Consider the following 15,079-nt stretch of genomic DNA (forward strand, 5'->3'; position numbering starts at 1 on the left):
GCGCATTCATTCTGCTCTGGATTGGCTTAGCCCCGTTCAGTTTGAAATACAAAATTCTTAAATGCTTAACTTTGTGTCTAGTTTTTCTTGACCTTTCCAGAGGTCCTTTTTCTCAATGTCCGTTTTTACTGGTACAGTTCAACTTTGCAACAGCCCCTTTTTGTATGGTGTGAGTGATTTTACGGGATTTAATGGAATGTTCAACTTCCCCTTATAAAATCGACGTTCCAAGTGTAAACGCCTCATTCAGTTTTTTAGAAGCTTTAATATCTTCAGGATTTTCAAAGCCACTGGCCACAATCATTCCACGATTTTGAAACCCAAGATAATCGCATAATTGTCTGTAAGTGTTCATCATGCACTCCGAGACATATGGATCATTCTTCCCAGCAACCGCTATGAGAATTGCGCTTTCGATCTTTCTGCCAATCGCACTTTCGGCATATGTCCGATCTATGACAGCCTTAATCTGTGCACTAAACCCAAGGTAATAGACCGGCGAGCACAGAACAAGGACATCATGACTTTGCAGCGCATCAAATACTTCATGCATGTCGTCACGAATTATGCATTCGCCATAATGCTTCTGACAATAATTACAACCGCGGCATGGTGCGATCTTCTTGTCGGCCAATGCTATTTTTGTGATTTGGTTATGCGGTGCTGCTCCTTTAATGAATGCATCCGCAAGGCTTTCAGAATTTCCGTGTCTTCGCCCACTGCCACACAAAACAAGTATTTTTTTCATGGTAATTTCACTTTCATATTGTTACTTTGTTATTTAAATGCTATCATAGAAAATGACATTTGTAAAATTGATATATTTGAATATTTATATCGAAATTTATGATAAAGGGCGATTTCATGGAAAACAGGAATCTCTACACGTTTAAACGAGTATGTGAACTAAACAGCATTACAAAAGCTGCTATGCAGCTTGGCTATGCTCAGTCGACAGTTACCACGCAGATAAAGCTTTTGGAGAGCGAACTGGGAGTAAAATTGTTTGAGCGGTATGGAAACTCGCTCCATATCACGTGGGCAGGAGAACAACTGCTGGAATACAGCAATGAAATCTTTAGAATCACAGATCGGTTCTACGATACCATGCATGAAGAAAAGGAATCGGCCGGTTCGCTATGTATCGCGGCCGTGGATTCTGTCTGCATGACTATTCTCCCCGATCTATTAAACAAGTTTATGCAAACGCACCCAAAAGTAAATGTTAAAATCATATCCGGCGTTGCCGATAAACTAAAGCATTATCTCTCCAGCGGGAATGCTGATCTAGCATTTGTCTTGGATTTCAGTCATCCATCTGATGACTTTTGCCTGCTGCTAGAGAAGGACGTATATCTCGGGTTTTATATTGCCGCCGATGCCTCAATCAACACGGTGGATTTTTGTTTGGATGATCTAAAGAAACAAAAATTTGTTTTAACAGAACATGATTGTCAGTATAGAAAACGAGCGGAGCGCTTTTTTGAAAAAAATGAAATTGAACCAAACATACTGCTGGAGAGCGCCTCAACAGAAGCGATTATGAAAATCGTGGCGAGCGGACTCGGAATTACCTATCTTCCCGGAATAGTGGCCGATGAAAACCCCAGATTGCAGCGACTTCATATAAAAACCGCAAACAATTCGGAAAAACTGAGTTTACAGTTGCTGATGCATAAGAACAAGTGGAGAAGTACATTAATCTGCGAGTTTATAAAAACTTGTGAAAGCCTTTTGTAACAGAAAGTTGGATACACATCTAAGCAGACACCTTGTGTCATAAAATATTTTAGCCCAAGAAAAAATAAAAGTATGATATTCCATAAAATAAAGTTTATGTCAATAATATCTCAAGAAATCAAAAAACCCCGTAACCTGCATGGTTACGGGGTTTTCTTATGGTGCGGATAAGAGGACTTGAACCTCCATGGACTTGCATCCACTAGAACCTGAATCTAGCGCGTCTGCCAATTCCGCCATATCCGCATTTTTTGTTAGAGCCCTGTTTTTTTAACAGGGCTCTTTGGTGCGAGAGACGGGACTTGAACCCGTATGGTTGCCCACACGCCCCTCAAACGTGCGCGTCTGCCGGTTCCGCCACTCTCGCAAGTGCAAATAAGATTATAACAACAGTTCGCGATTATGTCAACATTTTTTTAAATTTAAAAAGGATTTTTATTGACAAAGAATATTTTGGAATATATTATTTAAGTATTAAGATGTATAAAATAGCTAAATTTAATACATTTTATCATAGAAAACAATAAAGGGGTCGAGATTTTGCGTATTACTCAAGAGGCCGACTACGCTATTAGAATCATTTATGTACTAAGTCGCTGTGGTGGAAAATGTGATGCTAAAACTATTTCAGAAGAAGTTAAAGTCCCAATTAGGTTTACACTTAAAATATTAAGAAAGCTGCTTCAAAACGGAATTGTTAATTCAATAAAGGGTGCAGGTGGTGGCTACATACTAAAAAAATCACCTTCTGAAATTTCGGTGAAAGATGTTATTGAATCAGTAAATGGTCCAATTTGCATTTCTAAATGTCTTTATTCAGATCATCCCTGTACAAGACTTGAAGGCGAGAAAAACACCTGCCCGTTCCATAAGCTTTTCGAGCAGGTAAATTCAGAAATCACTGAGGAGTTTGCAGATTTTACGTTCGATAAGGTAAATAAATAATATGACATTTACATACAACTGTCACGGGACATGCTCTCGTGCTGTTACTGTTGTGATTGAAAATAATATTATTAAAAAAGTAGTCTTTATTGGCGGATGCGCCGGAAACTCGGCTGGCATTGCAGCTTTAGTTGAGGGTATGGAAGCGAACACTGTTATGAATTGTTTGCGTGGGATTCGCTGCGGAAGCAAAGATACTTCATGCCCGGATCAGCTTGCCCATGCCATAGAAGCTGCATTAATAAAAAATAATTCTAAAGTATAATTTTAAAAAAAATAAGGAGCTGGTATTTTGACCTACAAGGAAAACCTAAAAAAATGGCAGGATAAAAATGACTTGGAACCTGTCCTTAAAGTAGAACTAGAAGAGCTTTCAGGAAAAGAAGACGAGTTGAAATCCCGTTTTGGATCAATTCTTGAATTTGGAACAGCCGGGTTACGCGGTACAATGGGTGTAGGGCCAAACCGTATGAATATATATACTGTCCGTTATGCTACACAGGGGCTTGCAAACTTCATTTCATCTAAGGGTGATGATGCAAAAAAAGCCGGAGTAGTTATTGCATGTGACAGCCGTAATAATTCCGACTTATTCTCGAAAGAGGCCGCCAGAGTCCTTGCGGCAACCGGAATTAAAGTATATCTATTCGAAAGTCTGCGGCCAACTCCTGAGTTATCCTTCGCAGTGCGTTATCTTCATTGTACTGCCGGAATAAATATAACCGCAAGCCATAATCCAAAGGAATATAACGGCTATAAGGCTTACTGGAGTGACGGCGCCCAGCTTGCGCCCGAGCTTGCAAACGAGGTAATGAGTGCTATTGTTTCAATAGACATATTTGATGATGTACATTTGATAGATATTGATGATGGCATTAAATCAGGAATCATTTCTATTATCGGCAAAGAAATTGACGATGAATTTATTAAGGCTGTATTGTCACAGTCTGTTTCAGGCAGTTTCGTTAAAGAATTTGGGAAAAATTTAGGCATTGTTTATACCCCGTTTCATGGTGCAGGTTATCACCTGGTTCCTGAGGTTCTGAGTAAAGCCGGATTCAGTAACGTTACTACAGTGCCTGAGCAAATGGTATTAGACGGCAATTTCCCAACTGTTAAAAATCCTAATCCAAGTGATATTCGTGGTTTTGCTCTTGCTAAAGATCTTGCAGAAAAATGCGGAGCGCAACTTATTATAGGCACCGATCCGGACGCAGATCGCGTTGTGGGACTTGCCAAAAATAATAGCGGCAAATTTGAGCCGTTTACCGGTAATCAAATGGGTGTACTTCTTTTGAATTATATTATTGAAGCTGGTCGTGAAAATGGAACCTTGCCGAAAAACCCTGCTTTGATAAAAAGTATAGTTTCAACTTACATGGTCGATGCAATCTGTGAAAAAAACGGCGTATCTGTATTTAATGTTTTGACAGGTTTTAAATACATCGGTGAACTTGCTAATAAATTCTACGAGACAGGGTCGCACAGCTTTATACTAGGATTTGAAGAAAGCTGCGGTTATCTTACAGGAAATTACGCCAGAGACAAGGATGCTGTTTTAGGTGCACTTCTAATTTCTGAAATGGCACTGTACTATAAACAGAAGGGACTGACTTTATGGGACGTCTTAAACCGTCTTTATAAAGAATACGGCTGTTTTGTTGAATATACATTAGATGCATCCGTATCAGGGCTTGATGCTGCAGATAAAATTAAAAATATCGTTTCATCTTTGCGTGAAAATATACCTTCAGCAATTTCCGGTGTTAACGTCTCTGAGGTTACGGATCTTTTAACAAGTGAAACAAAAAATAAACTGACAGGAAAAGTCTCAAAATCAGACCTTCCCGTATCAAATGTTATTATTATTAGGCTCTCTGATAATTCCAACATTATTATACGTCCATCAGGAACCGAGCCTAAAGTTAAATTATACTTCTTCGTCAAATCTGAAACTATAGAGGATGCAAACAAGAAAATTTCTGAATATCAAGCTGATATGAAAACTATAATGGGCTTATAAAGGAAACATCAAAAAGGTCTTCGTTCTATTGAACGAAGACCTTTTTTTGTGCTTTTTGAGCTGCACATTTTTTATGACAAATTTTTATTGATTAATGTTGACAAATATCAGCTCCAGAAATACAATATATAGTATACGTAAACTAATTTGAATACATATAATTGTATATTTTGGAGGGAGAATATGAAAATTAGCGAAAATGCTCGTCTTGTTCTGCAAAGGAGATACCTTGCTAAAGACAGCGACGGAAAAATAACCGAAACTGTTGAAGGCATGTTCTCACGTGTTGCTAAAGCAATTGCAGCCAGTGATTTAATCTATGATAAAAACGCTGACGTTTCAAAAACAGAAAGCTGTTTTTATGATATGATGACAAACCTCGATTTTCTGCCAAATTCTCCAACTTTGATGAATGCAGGACGTCCTCTTGGTCAACTTTCTGCTTGTTTTGTGCTTCCTATTGCAGATTCAATGGAAGACATATTTGAAGCTATAAAGATGGCTGCCCTTATTCATAAAAGCGGCGGCGGTACAGGATTTTCGTTTTCAAGACTTCGTCAGTCCGGCGCAACTGTAAGAACAACTGGCGGCGTTGCCTCAGGTCCTATCAGTTTTATGAAGGTTTTTAATATGGCAACAGAAGCTGTAAAACAAGGTGGCACTAGACGCGGCGCTAATATGGGTATTTTGCGGATAGATCATCCTGATATTCTTCAGTTTATTGATTGCAAAGAAAACACTTCTGAAATTACAAACTTTAATATAAGCGTTGGGCTTACAGAGAACTTTATGAAGGCAGTCGAAGCTGACAAAGATTATGATCTTGTCGACCCCTCAACTAAAAAAACCGTCGGGAAGCTTTCGGCGCGATCTGTTTTTGAAAAAATAGTTGATGCCGCCTGGAGAAACGGAGAACCGGGCATAATTTTCCTTGATAGGCTGAATGAAGCGAATGCTGTACCAGGTATGGGTGAAATAGAGTCAACTAATCCATGCGGTGAGCAGCCTCTTCTTCCCTATGAATCATGTAATCTTGGTTCTATAAACCTTTACAATATGATAAAGAGTAAAAACGGCAAATATATCATAGATCAAGATGAGTTGAAAGAAACAGTAAAAAATGCCGTGCATTTTCTTGATAACGTTATTGATGCAAATAAATACCCTTTAGAAATAATAGATCATACTACAAAGCAGACAAGAAAGATCGGTCTTGGCGTTATGGGCTTTGCGGACATGCTGTTGAAGATGGGGGTTCCTTACAATAGTGAGGAAGGTGTTAAAACGGCAGAGAAAATCATGTCCTTAATTGACAACTTTGCAAAAGAGGAAAGCAGAAAGCTGGCAGCCGCTCGTGGCAGTTTTCCGGCATTCGACCTCAGTATTTATAAAAATGGGGAACAAATGAGGAATGCAACAGTTACAACTATTGCCCCGACAGGCACAATCAGCATAATCGCCGGATGTTCCAGCGGTGTTGAACCCATATTTGCTTATGTGTTTATAAGGAATGTCATGGATGGAACCGAAATGATAGAGGTTAATCCTGTTTTAAAAGAGGAACTAGAGCGCCGCGGTATATACTCTGAAAGTTTAATGCGCAAAATTGCCTCGGAAGGACATTTAAACAATATACCAGAGATACCTGATGACATAAAAAAAGTATTTGTTTCATCACATGAGGTTTCCCCTGAATATCATATTCGTATGCAGGCAGCATTCCAAAAACATGTGGACAATGCCGTTTCTAAAACTGTCAACTTTAAAAATGATGCTACACATGACGATGTCCGAAAAGTGTACATGCTGGCATATAAGCTTAATTGCAAAGGAGTCACAATCTATCGTGACGGAAGCAGAAGCGAGCAGGTTTTAAACATAGGCAAAGTAAATAAAGAAAATGCTTCAGAATCAGCTTGTGAAGGTTGCGAATATAAAACGCAGCATCAACTCACACCCCGTCCCCGACCCGAAATAACGACTGGATTTACAGAAAAAGTATCAATAGGATGCGGAAATCTTTATGTTACCGTAAATTACGATGAACATGGTATTTGTGAGGTGTTTACTAACACCGGACGACACGGCGGATGTCCGTCCCAAAGTGAAGCGACTGCAAGGCTTGTTTCAATTGCATTGCGATCGGGAATTGACGCAAACGCAATTATCGAACAGTTAAAGGGCATTCGCTGTCCATCTACAATCCGCCAGCCGGGACACAAAGTTACATCCTGCCCCGATGCGATATCTAAAGTAATAAGCAAGGTTTATAATTATCAAAACGGAAGCAAACCGAGTCCGGCAGTCCTATCCCCCATCTCATCCGAACCATCGTCTCCTTCTGAAAAAGTCGGCATCAGGTTTTGCCCCGAATGCGGCAGTGCAATCGAGCATGAGGGCGGATGTGTAATTTGTAAAAACTGCGGATATTCTAAATGCGGTTAATAACAGAACATTATATACATTATTAATATAGACATAAAAAAACAAAGTACTTTTTAGGTACTTTGTTTTTTTACTAATCACCTATCTTCAGCTTTGAGTTTCATCTTTTTGAGTCTGCAACGTTTTTATCAAATCAAATATGTAATTGCTGCCGCGGCTTATCAATATGCCGGTTAAAATATTGCCAACAAGCGGTATCCTTGCGGATAGTCCGACAATAGAGAATAAATCTATTTGATAAACAATAGCTAAAAATACACCTATAGCAATAGCCGCCACAACCTGCCACTGGAATTTCCCATCTACAAAGAACGCCTTTGTATAGCTGATAATGCCTTCAACAATAACCGCCAATAAGATCAAGCCGAAAAACTCCATATTATTGCCTCCTTTAATTATACAGATTATTCCTAGTCTTTTTTACATTATATCCCTCAAAGTAAATATATGTAAATAGCTTTTTTAATAGTACAAAAAGAATAGCAGAAATCTTCTTTAATTTTCTTTAGTAATACTATATAATTTAGAAAGTATCCTTAAAGGGCGGAGTTAATTTGAGTAAACTTAAAAAAATCATAAAAGCTGATGCTGTTCTTATTATATCAGCATTTGCCGCTGTAATAACCTGTTTTTTTAAACCTCCTGATCTTAGCTATATTGATTACATAAATTTCGATGTGCTTATATTGCTTTTTTCCTTAATGACTGTCGTTGCCGGGCTATCAAAATTAGGGGTTTTAACTGCATCGGCCTGCAAGCTTTTGACTTTTTCTAAAACTTCAAGAGAGCTATCTATAATTTTAGTATTTCTGACCTTTTTCTCTTCGATGCTGATGACAAATGATGTTGCTCTCATTACATTTATCCCTTTTTCGCTAGCCGCGCTTCGTTTATCGGAAAAATTACGTTTTGCGCCATACGTGATCACACTTCAGACGGTTGCTGCAAATATAGGAAGCACTCTTACCCCCGTTGGTAATCCGCAAAATCTCTTTTTATATTCAAACTTTCATATTTCAATACCAAGCTTTTTCTCGGTAACTACACCAATCGTTTTATTGGGTGGAATCATACTTGTTATTTTGAACTTATTTGTTAAACCCTCAAAAATAACTGTTGCCAGCAAATCTTTTGAACTGCAAAACAAAAGAAAAATAATTGTATATTCTGTTTTGTTCGCACTGTGTCTTTTGTCTGTACTGCATATTATTGGAACATTGCCTCTTTTATTAATTGTCTGTGCCACACTTCTTATCTTTGATAAAAGGTTATTCTTAAAGGTGGACTACAGCCTTCTTCTAACCTTTTTATGCTTTTTTATTTTTGTTGGAAACCTGAAAAGTCTTCCAATTATAAGCACTTTTCTGACAAGTTTCATTAAACAAAGAGAATTCTTGTGTTCAATCGTATTTTCACAAGTAATAAGCAATGTACCTGCAGCGGTTATGCTTTCTTCGTTCACAGAAAATTATAAAGCACTTCTTGCAGGAACAAATATAGGAGGGCTTGGAACATTAGTTGCGTCTTTAGCCAGTTTGATTTCATTCAAGCTTTACTGCAAAGAAGATGGCGCTCGTCCGCTCTATTACCTTGCTGTTTTTTTTGCCGTCAACTTCCCTTTACTTATTTTAACGGGAGCAGCCTATAGTTACATTTTCCAGAGGTGAATAATTTGAAAATTGCCGCAATAGACATCGGAGGAACATTTATAAAGTCGGGTGTATATGATAGTGACTCAAAAGTGCTAGACGATATCGCTAGCTTTCCCACTAATGCAAACAGTGGAGAAGCGCTGATGGAGCAGATATCTGGCATCATTGAATCACTTGGTTTAGTTGAGCGAATTGGAATAAGCACAGCTGGCCAGGTCGACCCTGTCAACGGCCAAATAGTCTTTGCGACTGATAACATAAAAAACTATACTGGAACCAAAGTAAAGCAAATCCTAGAAAAAAAATTCAACTTGCCTGTTAGAGTGGAAAATGACGTAAATGCAGCGGCATATGCCGAGGCAAAATTGGGCGCCGGACAGGGTTTCAGTGATTTTATATGTTTAACCTTTGGCACCGGCATAGGGGGAGCAATCTACACAAACGGCGGATTGTATTACGGAAGCGGATGCTCAGCCGCGGAATTCGGTCACATTATAACCCATGTCGGTGGAAGAAAGTGCACTTGCGGCTCGTATGGCTGCTATGAGACATACGCCTCAGCCTCGGCACTCTATAAAGAATTCGGTGATACTGCAGATTTACAGTTACTTATAAAAGAGAATGCAAGCATAGCGGAAATTGTCAGCAGTTGGGTTACTGAAGTCACAGCTGGTTTAGCCGGCATAATCCATTGTTTTAATCCCTCGCTTGTAGTTTTAGGGGGACGAATAATGGAGAATAGCGAAATCATAAGCCTGATAGTACAGCGGCTTCCGTCACAACTTATGCCTAGTTTTAGAAATGTCTGCATCAGGGGCGCACAGTTAGGAAACACGGCGGGAATGATCGGCGCCGCACTTCTTGCTAATGGAATGTAGAGGAGTTTAAATGAATATCCTGTATATACCACTCGATGAGCGTCCGTGCAATCTGATATTCCCGCAAATGATTGCCGCTACAAACGACGAAATAAAACTTATTGTTCCGCCTTCACAATTTTTGGGCTACAAAAAACAAAAAGCAGATATTGAAGGTCTCTGGCATTTTGTAAAACAACATATTGAGAAATCGGATGCGGCAATACTGTCGGTTGACATGCTGATATACGGCGGGCTTCTCCCATCGCGCATTCATCATGATGATGAAGAATTGCTTTCTGAGCGTCTTCAAAAGCTCGTTAACTTAAAAAACAGCCGAGTGCCTATTTATCTTTTCAATCTGATAATGAGAACGCCAAGCTACAATTCATCGGATGAAGAACCTGATTATTACGAAAAGTTCGGAGCCGCCATCTTTAAACGTGCATATCTTTCCGACAAAAAAGACCGCATTGGACTGAGCGATGAAGAAAGCAAGGAACAAGGCTCTATAAAAATTCCGCAAGAGTATGTAGATGATTACGAAAAAAGACGCAAACTCAATCTCGATGTCAATTTAAAAATATTAGATCTTGTCAAAAGCGGCAAAGTTGATTTCTTGTCTATTCCTCAGGATGATTCTTCGCCTTATGGCTATACGGCAATGGATCAGCGCCTCGTTTACGGACGCATTAGAGAGCTTCGGCTTCAAAATAAAGTCTATGTATATCCCGGTGCTGATGAGGCGGGCTCCACTCTGTTGGCACGAGCTTATAATGATTTTATTAAAAAAACGCCGCTTATCTATGTATCCTATGCATCAACACTAGGTCCTGAAATTATCCCGCTATATGAGGACAGAGTATTTGGCGAATCGCTGAAATCGCATATTCTTGCCGCAGGCGGTCTTATGACAGAAAGTATCAATGAAGCTGATTTGTGCCTCTTTGTCAATTCGCCCGGAAAGGTTATGCAGCAGGCTCGGGATCAGTTTGAAAACCGAGATGTTACCTATTCATCGCACAGAAACCTTGTTCATTTCTGTTGTGAAATGGAGTATGCTTTTTCGAAAGGCAAAAAAGTGGCAGTAGCCGATATCGCATTTGCAAACGGAGGAGATCTCGAACTTATTTCACTAATGGACGATATGGCTCTGCTTGACAAGCTTTACGGCTATGCCGGCTGGAATACGGCATGCAATACGCTTGGCACCACACTTTCTTCCGGGATAATAAGCCAAAATAAAAACAGCGCTGTAACATATAATCTCATATATCATATAATAGACGACGCACTTTATCAGGCTCGCATTCGATCTTATGCCTGCGATAATATCCTTTCTAAGTATAACGCTGACTATTTTTCAACAAACGGCCGTGAAAAAGAAATATGCAGTGAACTTTCTACGCTTCTTTCTGAAGGATTCAAAGAATTAATAATAAACAGTTTTAAAGATGCAAGCATATGTTTAACAACATATAGTCCGTGGAAGCGTATGTTTGAAATCGGCCTAAATCTTGAGATAAATTTGCAGGTATAATATGTAAGTTTTGCAAAAGTTTTAGTTATCAAACCAGTATCAAATAAACTTTACTTTAATACGATAATATGGTAACATATAAATAAAGTAAAACGTATTAAGGAGTTGTACTTATGAAAAAACGCATCATAGCATTAACTCTGTTCTCTTGCATGTTAGCTCTTACGCTGTTTGGCTGCGGATCTAATAAAGCGAGCAGTACATCTGCAAATAACACCCCTGCTAAGAAAAGCACACTTGTTGTCGGTCTTGACGACCAATTCCCTCCTATGGGATTTCGTGATGCTCAGGGAAACATAACTGGTTTTGATATCGATCTTGCAACCGAGGCTGCAAAGCGTTTAGGAATGCAGATCAAATTCCAGCCGATTGATTGGAAAGTAAAAGAGCAGGAACTCAACTCAGGCAACATTGATTGTATATGGAACGGTATGACTATAACTCCAGAGATAAAAGATGCAATGACTGTTTCACAGCCTTATATGAAAAACGAGCAGATAATCGTTGTTAAAAAGGATTCCCCAATTGCTTCCCAGGCTGACCTTGCCGGCAAGAAATTAGGTCTTCAGGCAGGCTCAAGCGCCAACAATGCTCTTGACGCAAACACTTCTTTTAAATCTACCCTTGGAAAAGTATTGCCATATGATGATAACAGTAAAGCTCTTATGGATCTTGATGCAGGCGGAATCGACGCTGTACTGATGGATTCAGTTGTGGCTCTGTATTATGTACAAAAAGATGGAAAATACAAAGTTCTCTCCGGTTCACTTGCTGACGAAGAATACGGTGTCGGATTCCGCAAAGCTGATACAGAGTTATGTTCAAAGGTTGAGGGTGCTTTAAAGCAAATGGCAACAGACGGCAAAATGGCTGAAATATCTAACAAATGGTTTGGTAAGGACGTAACAATTATCAAATAATTGAACGGATGTGTCTTTTTGAAATCGCTAGAAGACTTAGTTAGTTTATTATTACAATTAGTAAACGGTTTCTGGGTAACGCTATCAATCTTTGTGCTTACCCTGCTGTTTGCCATTCCTCTTGCGACGCCAATTGCACTTGGACGTATGTCTAAAAACCGCATATTGTCAAAAATTGTGGGGTTTTTTCAACTTATCATCCGTGGAACTCCGCTCTTACTTCAGATTATTTTCGTTTACTTCGCTCCTTATTACATATTTGGAGCGAAACTGAGCGGATACAGATTTCCGGCAACGATAATTGCTTTTTCGACAAACTATGCAGCTTATTTTTCGGAAATATACCGCGGAGGGCTTGAATCAATACCCATAGGTCAGTATGAGGCAGCACAGGTTCTTGGCTTTTCGAAGAGCCAGACATTTTTCCGCATTATACTTCCGCAGGTTATTAAGCGTATACTTCCGCCAATGTCAAATGAGGTCATAACACTCATTAAAGATACTGCACTTGCCGCAACGATTGCTGTACAGGAAATGTTCCGTGTAGCAAATTCTTCGGCGGCAACAAATGTATCAATAGCCCCAATCGTATTTGCCGGCGGATTTTACCTTGCCGCAAGCTATCTCATTACCCGTGCTTTTACCTGGGGCGAGAAAAAGCTTAGCTATTATCATTAAGGAGAATTGGTATGTCAGTATTATCTGTGCGCAATGCACAAAAAGCATTCGGTCATAATAAGGTTATAACCGATATCTCCTTTGATGTCGACAAGGGCGAAGTAGTCGCAATAATAGGTCCATCTGGATCAGGCAAGTCTACACTTTTAAGATGCTGTACTTCTCTTGAAAAGCTTGACAGCGGCACAATAGATTATTCTGGCGATGTTCTCTGTAAGACAGAAAACAGCAAGACCGTATATGCTGAGAAAGATGAACTTCGCAAAATCCGCAGACGGTTTGGGCTAGTATTTCAAAATTTCAATCTATTCCCCCACCTTTCGGTGCAATGTAATATTACCGAAGCGCTTATTCATGTACTTGGTATCGATAAAGCCGCCGCAAATAAAAAAGCCGGCGACTTGCTTGAAAAAATGGGGCTATCTGATAAGTCAGATTCTTACCCGTGCGAGCTTTCCGGCGGTCAGCAACAGCGTGTTGCAATTGCGAGGGCTTTAGCGCTGGACCCGGAAATCTTATTTTTTGATGAACCGACAAGTGCGTTAGACCCTGAGCTTACTGGGGAAATTTTAAAGGTTATGCGCGAGCTCGCTGAAGAGCACATGACAATGGTTGTCGTAACTCATGAAATGGGCTTTGCCCGTGATGTCGCCGATCGAGTTATTTTTATGGACAAAGGCGTGATCGTTGAAGAGGGCGATCCAAAACAAGTCATCGATAACCCGTCAAGCGAGCGAACTAAGCTTTTTTTACAAAGATTTATTGGATAACAACACATACAAAACTCCCGCTTTACGGCGGGAGTTTTTTTATTTATAAAGTCAGCAAGATTCCTCGCTAGCTTCTCCTTCTTCTCTTATATAACCGCTGTGATAATAATCTAAAGTATCTTCAAATTTAAACTGAAGCAGCATCTCTTTCTTTATAATGTCACGAAGTGTAGTCTGAACACTTTTGTCGACTTCTAGTAAATCATGAATATTGGTTCTTCCTTCGAGAGATTTTTGAATTTTTTCTCCCTCTGCATTCAAAATATGAGCTAGACCAATTTCTTCAAGAGCTATAGATGATAGTAACAGCTTAACAACATCATCTTTATATAATCTGATTTCCGGTTTAATATTTGGAATATTAGGCATTCCCATAAAATCACCTCCAATTAAGTATATACGGAAATCAGTCAACTTGTGCCAAAAAAAGATATAATTTGTCGAATTTTCAACTAGGCAACCTACATATATGTATATATTTAATGGCTTTTGCACTTTGCAATGGCTTAACAGTTGTTAATTTTCTGTTAAGACTATTGACTTAGTAAATTGAAAGTGGTATAAAATAATCAAGCGTTAGCACTCTTTGTAGCTGAGTGCTAATTTATATATATTAATTTATTTAAGAAGGAGTTGTTGATCATGGCTGGATTAGTTCCATTCACTAAAAAAAATTCAGGACTGCCCTATAACGGTTTTAACGATTTTTACAACATGTTTGATGACTTTTTTAACGATAGCTGGCCTCTTAAAATGACTTTCTCAAGGGAAACTTTTAAAGTCGACTTAGAGGAAAATGACGCCGAATATCTTGTATCGGCAGATCTTCCGGGAATCAATAAAGACGAGATAAATCTCTCTCTAAACGAAGGAAGACTCACTATATCAATAAATAAAGAGGACAACATTAACGAAGAAAAGAAAAACTACATTCACAAGGAAAGACGCTATAGTTCAATGAGTCGCAGCATGTACCTCCCGGATGCAAAAAACGATGGCATAAAGGCAAAACTGCAAAACGGGGTCTTAAGTATATCAATACCAAAGGCTGAGAAAACAGATAACTCAATTAAGATTAAGATAGATTAAGATAAATAGCACATTGGTTGCCCCACCAATGTGCTATTTTTTAAAACTTATAAAAGCGACAATTTAATGCATATTTTAAACTATTATTTAAAAATATATAATAATTATAAAATCCTCTCTCTTTATACTCCTTCACCGGAATATATGCTAAACATATACTGTAAATGCAGCAAAAGCTGCAAACGAATAAGGGAGGTGCATTTCTTTGAATATCGGTCGTTGTTGTGCAGACATCATAACAGTGGTCCTTGCCTCGCTTCTTGCGCTTGTTATCGGTCTAGTACTCGGAGCAATTTATGCGGGTGCTATTTTTGCGGTACTGCCGCTTATTGCAATAATAGGAATCATTCTTTTAGTCCTTTTGATTATCCGCATTATTACTTGTTCATGCTCTTGTCGTGGCGGTAACTGGCAATAACA

General features: G+C 39.0%; 16 protein-coding genes and 2 tRNA genes. 13 read left to right on the forward strand and 5 right to left on the reverse strand.

Annotation, left to right across the window (positions count from 1 at the left end; all coding sequences use genetic code 11):
• Positions 1-211: 211 nt before the first annotated feature.
• Positions 212-748 (reverse strand): flavodoxin family protein, encoded by a 537-nt coding sequence (locus tag Q8865_03665; protein ID MDP4152529.1) that lies wholly within the window; start codon positions 746-748, stop codon positions 212-214.
• Between the two features lie 98 nt (positions 749-846).
• Here Q8865_03665 and Q8865_03670 point away from each other — a divergent pair, with 98 nt between their 5' ends.
• Positions 847-1,740 carry a LysR family transcriptional regulator gene (locus tag Q8865_03670; protein MDP4152530.1) on the forward strand — a complete coding sequence of 298 codons (894 nt, stop codon included), beginning with the start codon at positions 847-849 and terminating at the stop codon, positions 1,738-1,740.
• Between the two features lie 159 nt (positions 1,741-1,899).
• Here the strand turns inward: Q8865_03670 and Q8865_03675 are convergent.
• Together Q8865_03675 and Q8865_03680 are read right to left on the reverse strand one after the other, a co-directional pair.
• Positions 1,900-1,986, reverse strand: a tRNA-Leu gene (locus tag Q8865_03675).
• Between the two features lie 38 nt (positions 1,987-2,024).
• Positions 2,025-2,107: transfer RNA gene (locus Q8865_03680), tRNA-Leu, on the reverse strand.
• 173 nt (positions 2,108-2,280) lie between these two features.
• Between Q8865_03680 and Q8865_03685 the strand changes: the two genes are divergently transcribed.
• The 4 genes from Q8865_03685 (at position 2,281) to Q8865_03700 (ending at position 7,153) form a co-directional block, all read left to right on the forward strand.
• The gene (locus Q8865_03685) at positions 2,281-2,685 is read left to right on the forward strand and encodes an Rrf2 family transcriptional regulator (protein MDP4152531.1); all 405 of its coding nucleotides are present in this window, start codon (positions 2,281-2,283) and stop codon (positions 2,683-2,685) included.
• Position 2,686: 1 nt separating this feature from the next.
• Positions 2,687-2,950 (forward strand): TIGR03905 family TSCPD domain-containing protein, encoded by a 264-nt coding sequence (locus Q8865_03690; protein ID MDP4152532.1) that lies wholly within the window; start codon positions 2,687-2,689, stop codon positions 2,948-2,950.
• A 27-nt stretch (positions 2,951-2,977) separates the two neighbouring features.
• Entirely contained in the window at positions 2,978-4,708 is a 1,731-nt protein-coding gene (locus Q8865_03695; protein MDP4152533.1) for a phospho-sugar mutase, read from the forward strand.
• Between the two features lie 183 nt (positions 4,709-4,891).
• Positions 4,892-7,153, forward strand: a complete 2,262-nt coding sequence (locus Q8865_03700; GenBank protein MDP4152534.1) for a vitamin B12-dependent ribonucleotide reductase — start codon at positions 4,892-4,894, stop codon at positions 7,151-7,153.
• Positions 7,154-7,240: 87 nt separating this feature from the next.
• Here Q8865_03700 and Q8865_03705 read toward each other — a convergent pair whose 3' ends face one another.
• A complete protein-coding gene (locus tag Q8865_03705) occupies positions 7,241-7,531 on the reverse strand; it encodes a hypothetical protein (protein ID MDP4152535.1) in 291 nt (96 codons plus the stop codon).
• A 176-nt stretch (positions 7,532-7,707) separates the two neighbouring features.
• Here Q8865_03705 and Q8865_03710 point away from each other — a divergent pair, with 176 nt between their 5' ends.
• The 6 genes from Q8865_03710 (at position 7,708) to Q8865_03735 (ending at position 13,570) form a co-directional block, all read left to right on the forward strand.
• Complete coding sequence (locus tag Q8865_03710) at positions 7,708-8,820, forward strand: SLC13 family permease (protein ID MDP4152536.1); 1,113 nt, start codon at positions 7,708-7,710, stop codon at positions 8,818-8,820.
• A 5-nt stretch (positions 8,821-8,825) separates the two neighbouring features.
• Positions 8,826-9,683 carry an ROK family protein gene (locus tag Q8865_03715; GenBank protein ID MDP4152537.1) on the forward strand — a complete coding sequence of 286 codons (858 nt, stop codon included), beginning with the start codon at positions 8,826-8,828 and terminating at the stop codon, positions 9,681-9,683.
• Positions 9,684-9,693: 10 nt separating this feature from the next.
• Positions 9,694-11,202, forward strand: a complete 1,509-nt coding sequence (locus tag Q8865_03720) for a DUF4127 family protein (protein MDP4152538.1) — start codon at positions 9,694-9,696, stop codon at positions 11,200-11,202.
• Between the two features lie 113 nt (positions 11,203-11,315).
• Positions 11,316-12,122, forward strand: a complete 807-nt coding sequence (locus tag Q8865_03725) for an amino acid ABC transporter substrate-binding protein (GenBank protein ID MDP4152539.1) — start codon at positions 11,316-11,318, stop codon at positions 12,120-12,122.
• A gap of 18 nt (positions 12,123-12,140) precedes the next feature.
• Positions 12,141-12,800 carry an amino acid ABC transporter permease gene (locus Q8865_03730; protein MDP4152540.1) on the forward strand — a complete coding sequence of 220 codons (660 nt, stop codon included), beginning with the start codon at positions 12,141-12,143 and terminating at the stop codon, positions 12,798-12,800.
• Positions 12,801-12,811: 11 nt separating this feature from the next.
• Positions 12,812-13,570, forward strand: coding sequence for an amino acid ABC transporter ATP-binding protein (locus tag Q8865_03735; GenBank protein ID MDP4152541.1), 759 nt, complete (start codon positions 12,812-12,814; stop codon positions 13,568-13,570).
• 51 nt (positions 13,571-13,621) lie between these two features.
• Here the strand turns inward: Q8865_03735 and Q8865_03740 are convergent, their stop codons facing one another.
• A complete protein-coding gene (locus Q8865_03740) occupies positions 13,622-13,945 on the reverse strand; it encodes a hypothetical protein (protein MDP4152542.1) in 324 nt (107 codons plus the stop codon).
• A gap of 267 nt (positions 13,946-14,212) precedes the next feature.
• Here Q8865_03740 and Q8865_03745 point away from each other — a divergent pair, with 267 nt between their 5' ends.
• Complete coding sequence (locus Q8865_03745) at positions 14,213-14,659, forward strand: Hsp20/alpha crystallin family protein (protein MDP4152543.1); 447 nt, start codon at positions 14,213-14,215, stop codon at positions 14,657-14,659.
• 205 nt (positions 14,660-14,864) lie between these two features.
• Positions 14,865-15,077, forward strand: a complete 213-nt coding sequence (locus tag Q8865_03750; GenBank protein MDP4152544.1) for a hypothetical protein — start codon at positions 14,865-14,867, stop codon at positions 15,075-15,077.
• Positions 15,078-15,079 lie beyond the last annotated feature (2 nt).

The organism is Bacillota bacterium (genome assembly GCA_030705925.1).
Lineage (GTDB): Bacteria > Bacillota > Clostridia > Oscillospirales > Feifaniaceae > JAUZPM01.

Bases quoted from the DNA above. Each gene is read 5' to 3' on its own strand.
- Q8865_03740 (MDP4152542.1), bottom strand. From the start codon at position 13,945: ATGGGAATGCCTAATATTCCAAATATTAAACCGGAAATCAGATTATAT.
- Q8865_03735 (MDP4152541.1), top strand. From the start codon at position 12,812: ATGTCAGTATTATCTGTGCGCAATGCACAAAAAGCATTCGGTCATAAT.
- Q8865_03690 (MDP4152532.1), top strand. From the start codon at position 2,687: ATGACATTTACATACAACTGTCACGGGACATGCTCTCGTGCTGTTACT.
- Q8865_03745 (MDP4152543.1), top strand. From the start codon at position 14,213: ATGGCTGGATTAGTTCCATTCACTAAAAAAAATTCAGGACTGCCCTAT.
- Q8865_03670 (MDP4152530.1), top strand. From the start codon at position 847: ATGATAAAGGGCGATTTCATGGAAAACAGGAATCTCTACACGTTTAAA.
- Q8865_03725 (MDP4152539.1), top strand. From the start codon at position 11,316: ATGAAAAAACGCATCATAGCATTAACTCTGTTCTCTTGCATGTTAGCT.
- Q8865_03665 (MDP4152529.1), bottom strand. From the start codon at position 748: ATGAAAAAAATACTTGTTTTGTGTGGCAGTGGGCGAAGACACGGAAAT.
- Q8865_03720 (MDP4152538.1), top strand. From the start codon at position 9,694: ATGAATATCCTGTATATACCACTCGATGAGCGTCCGTGCAATCTGATA.
- Q8865_03700 (MDP4152534.1), top strand. From the start codon at position 4,892: ATGAAAATTAGCGAAAATGCTCGTCTTGTTCTGCAAAGGAGATACCTT.
- Q8865_03705 (MDP4152535.1), bottom strand. From the start codon at position 7,531: ATGGAGTTTTTCGGCTTGATCTTATTGGCGGTTATTGTTGAAGGCATT.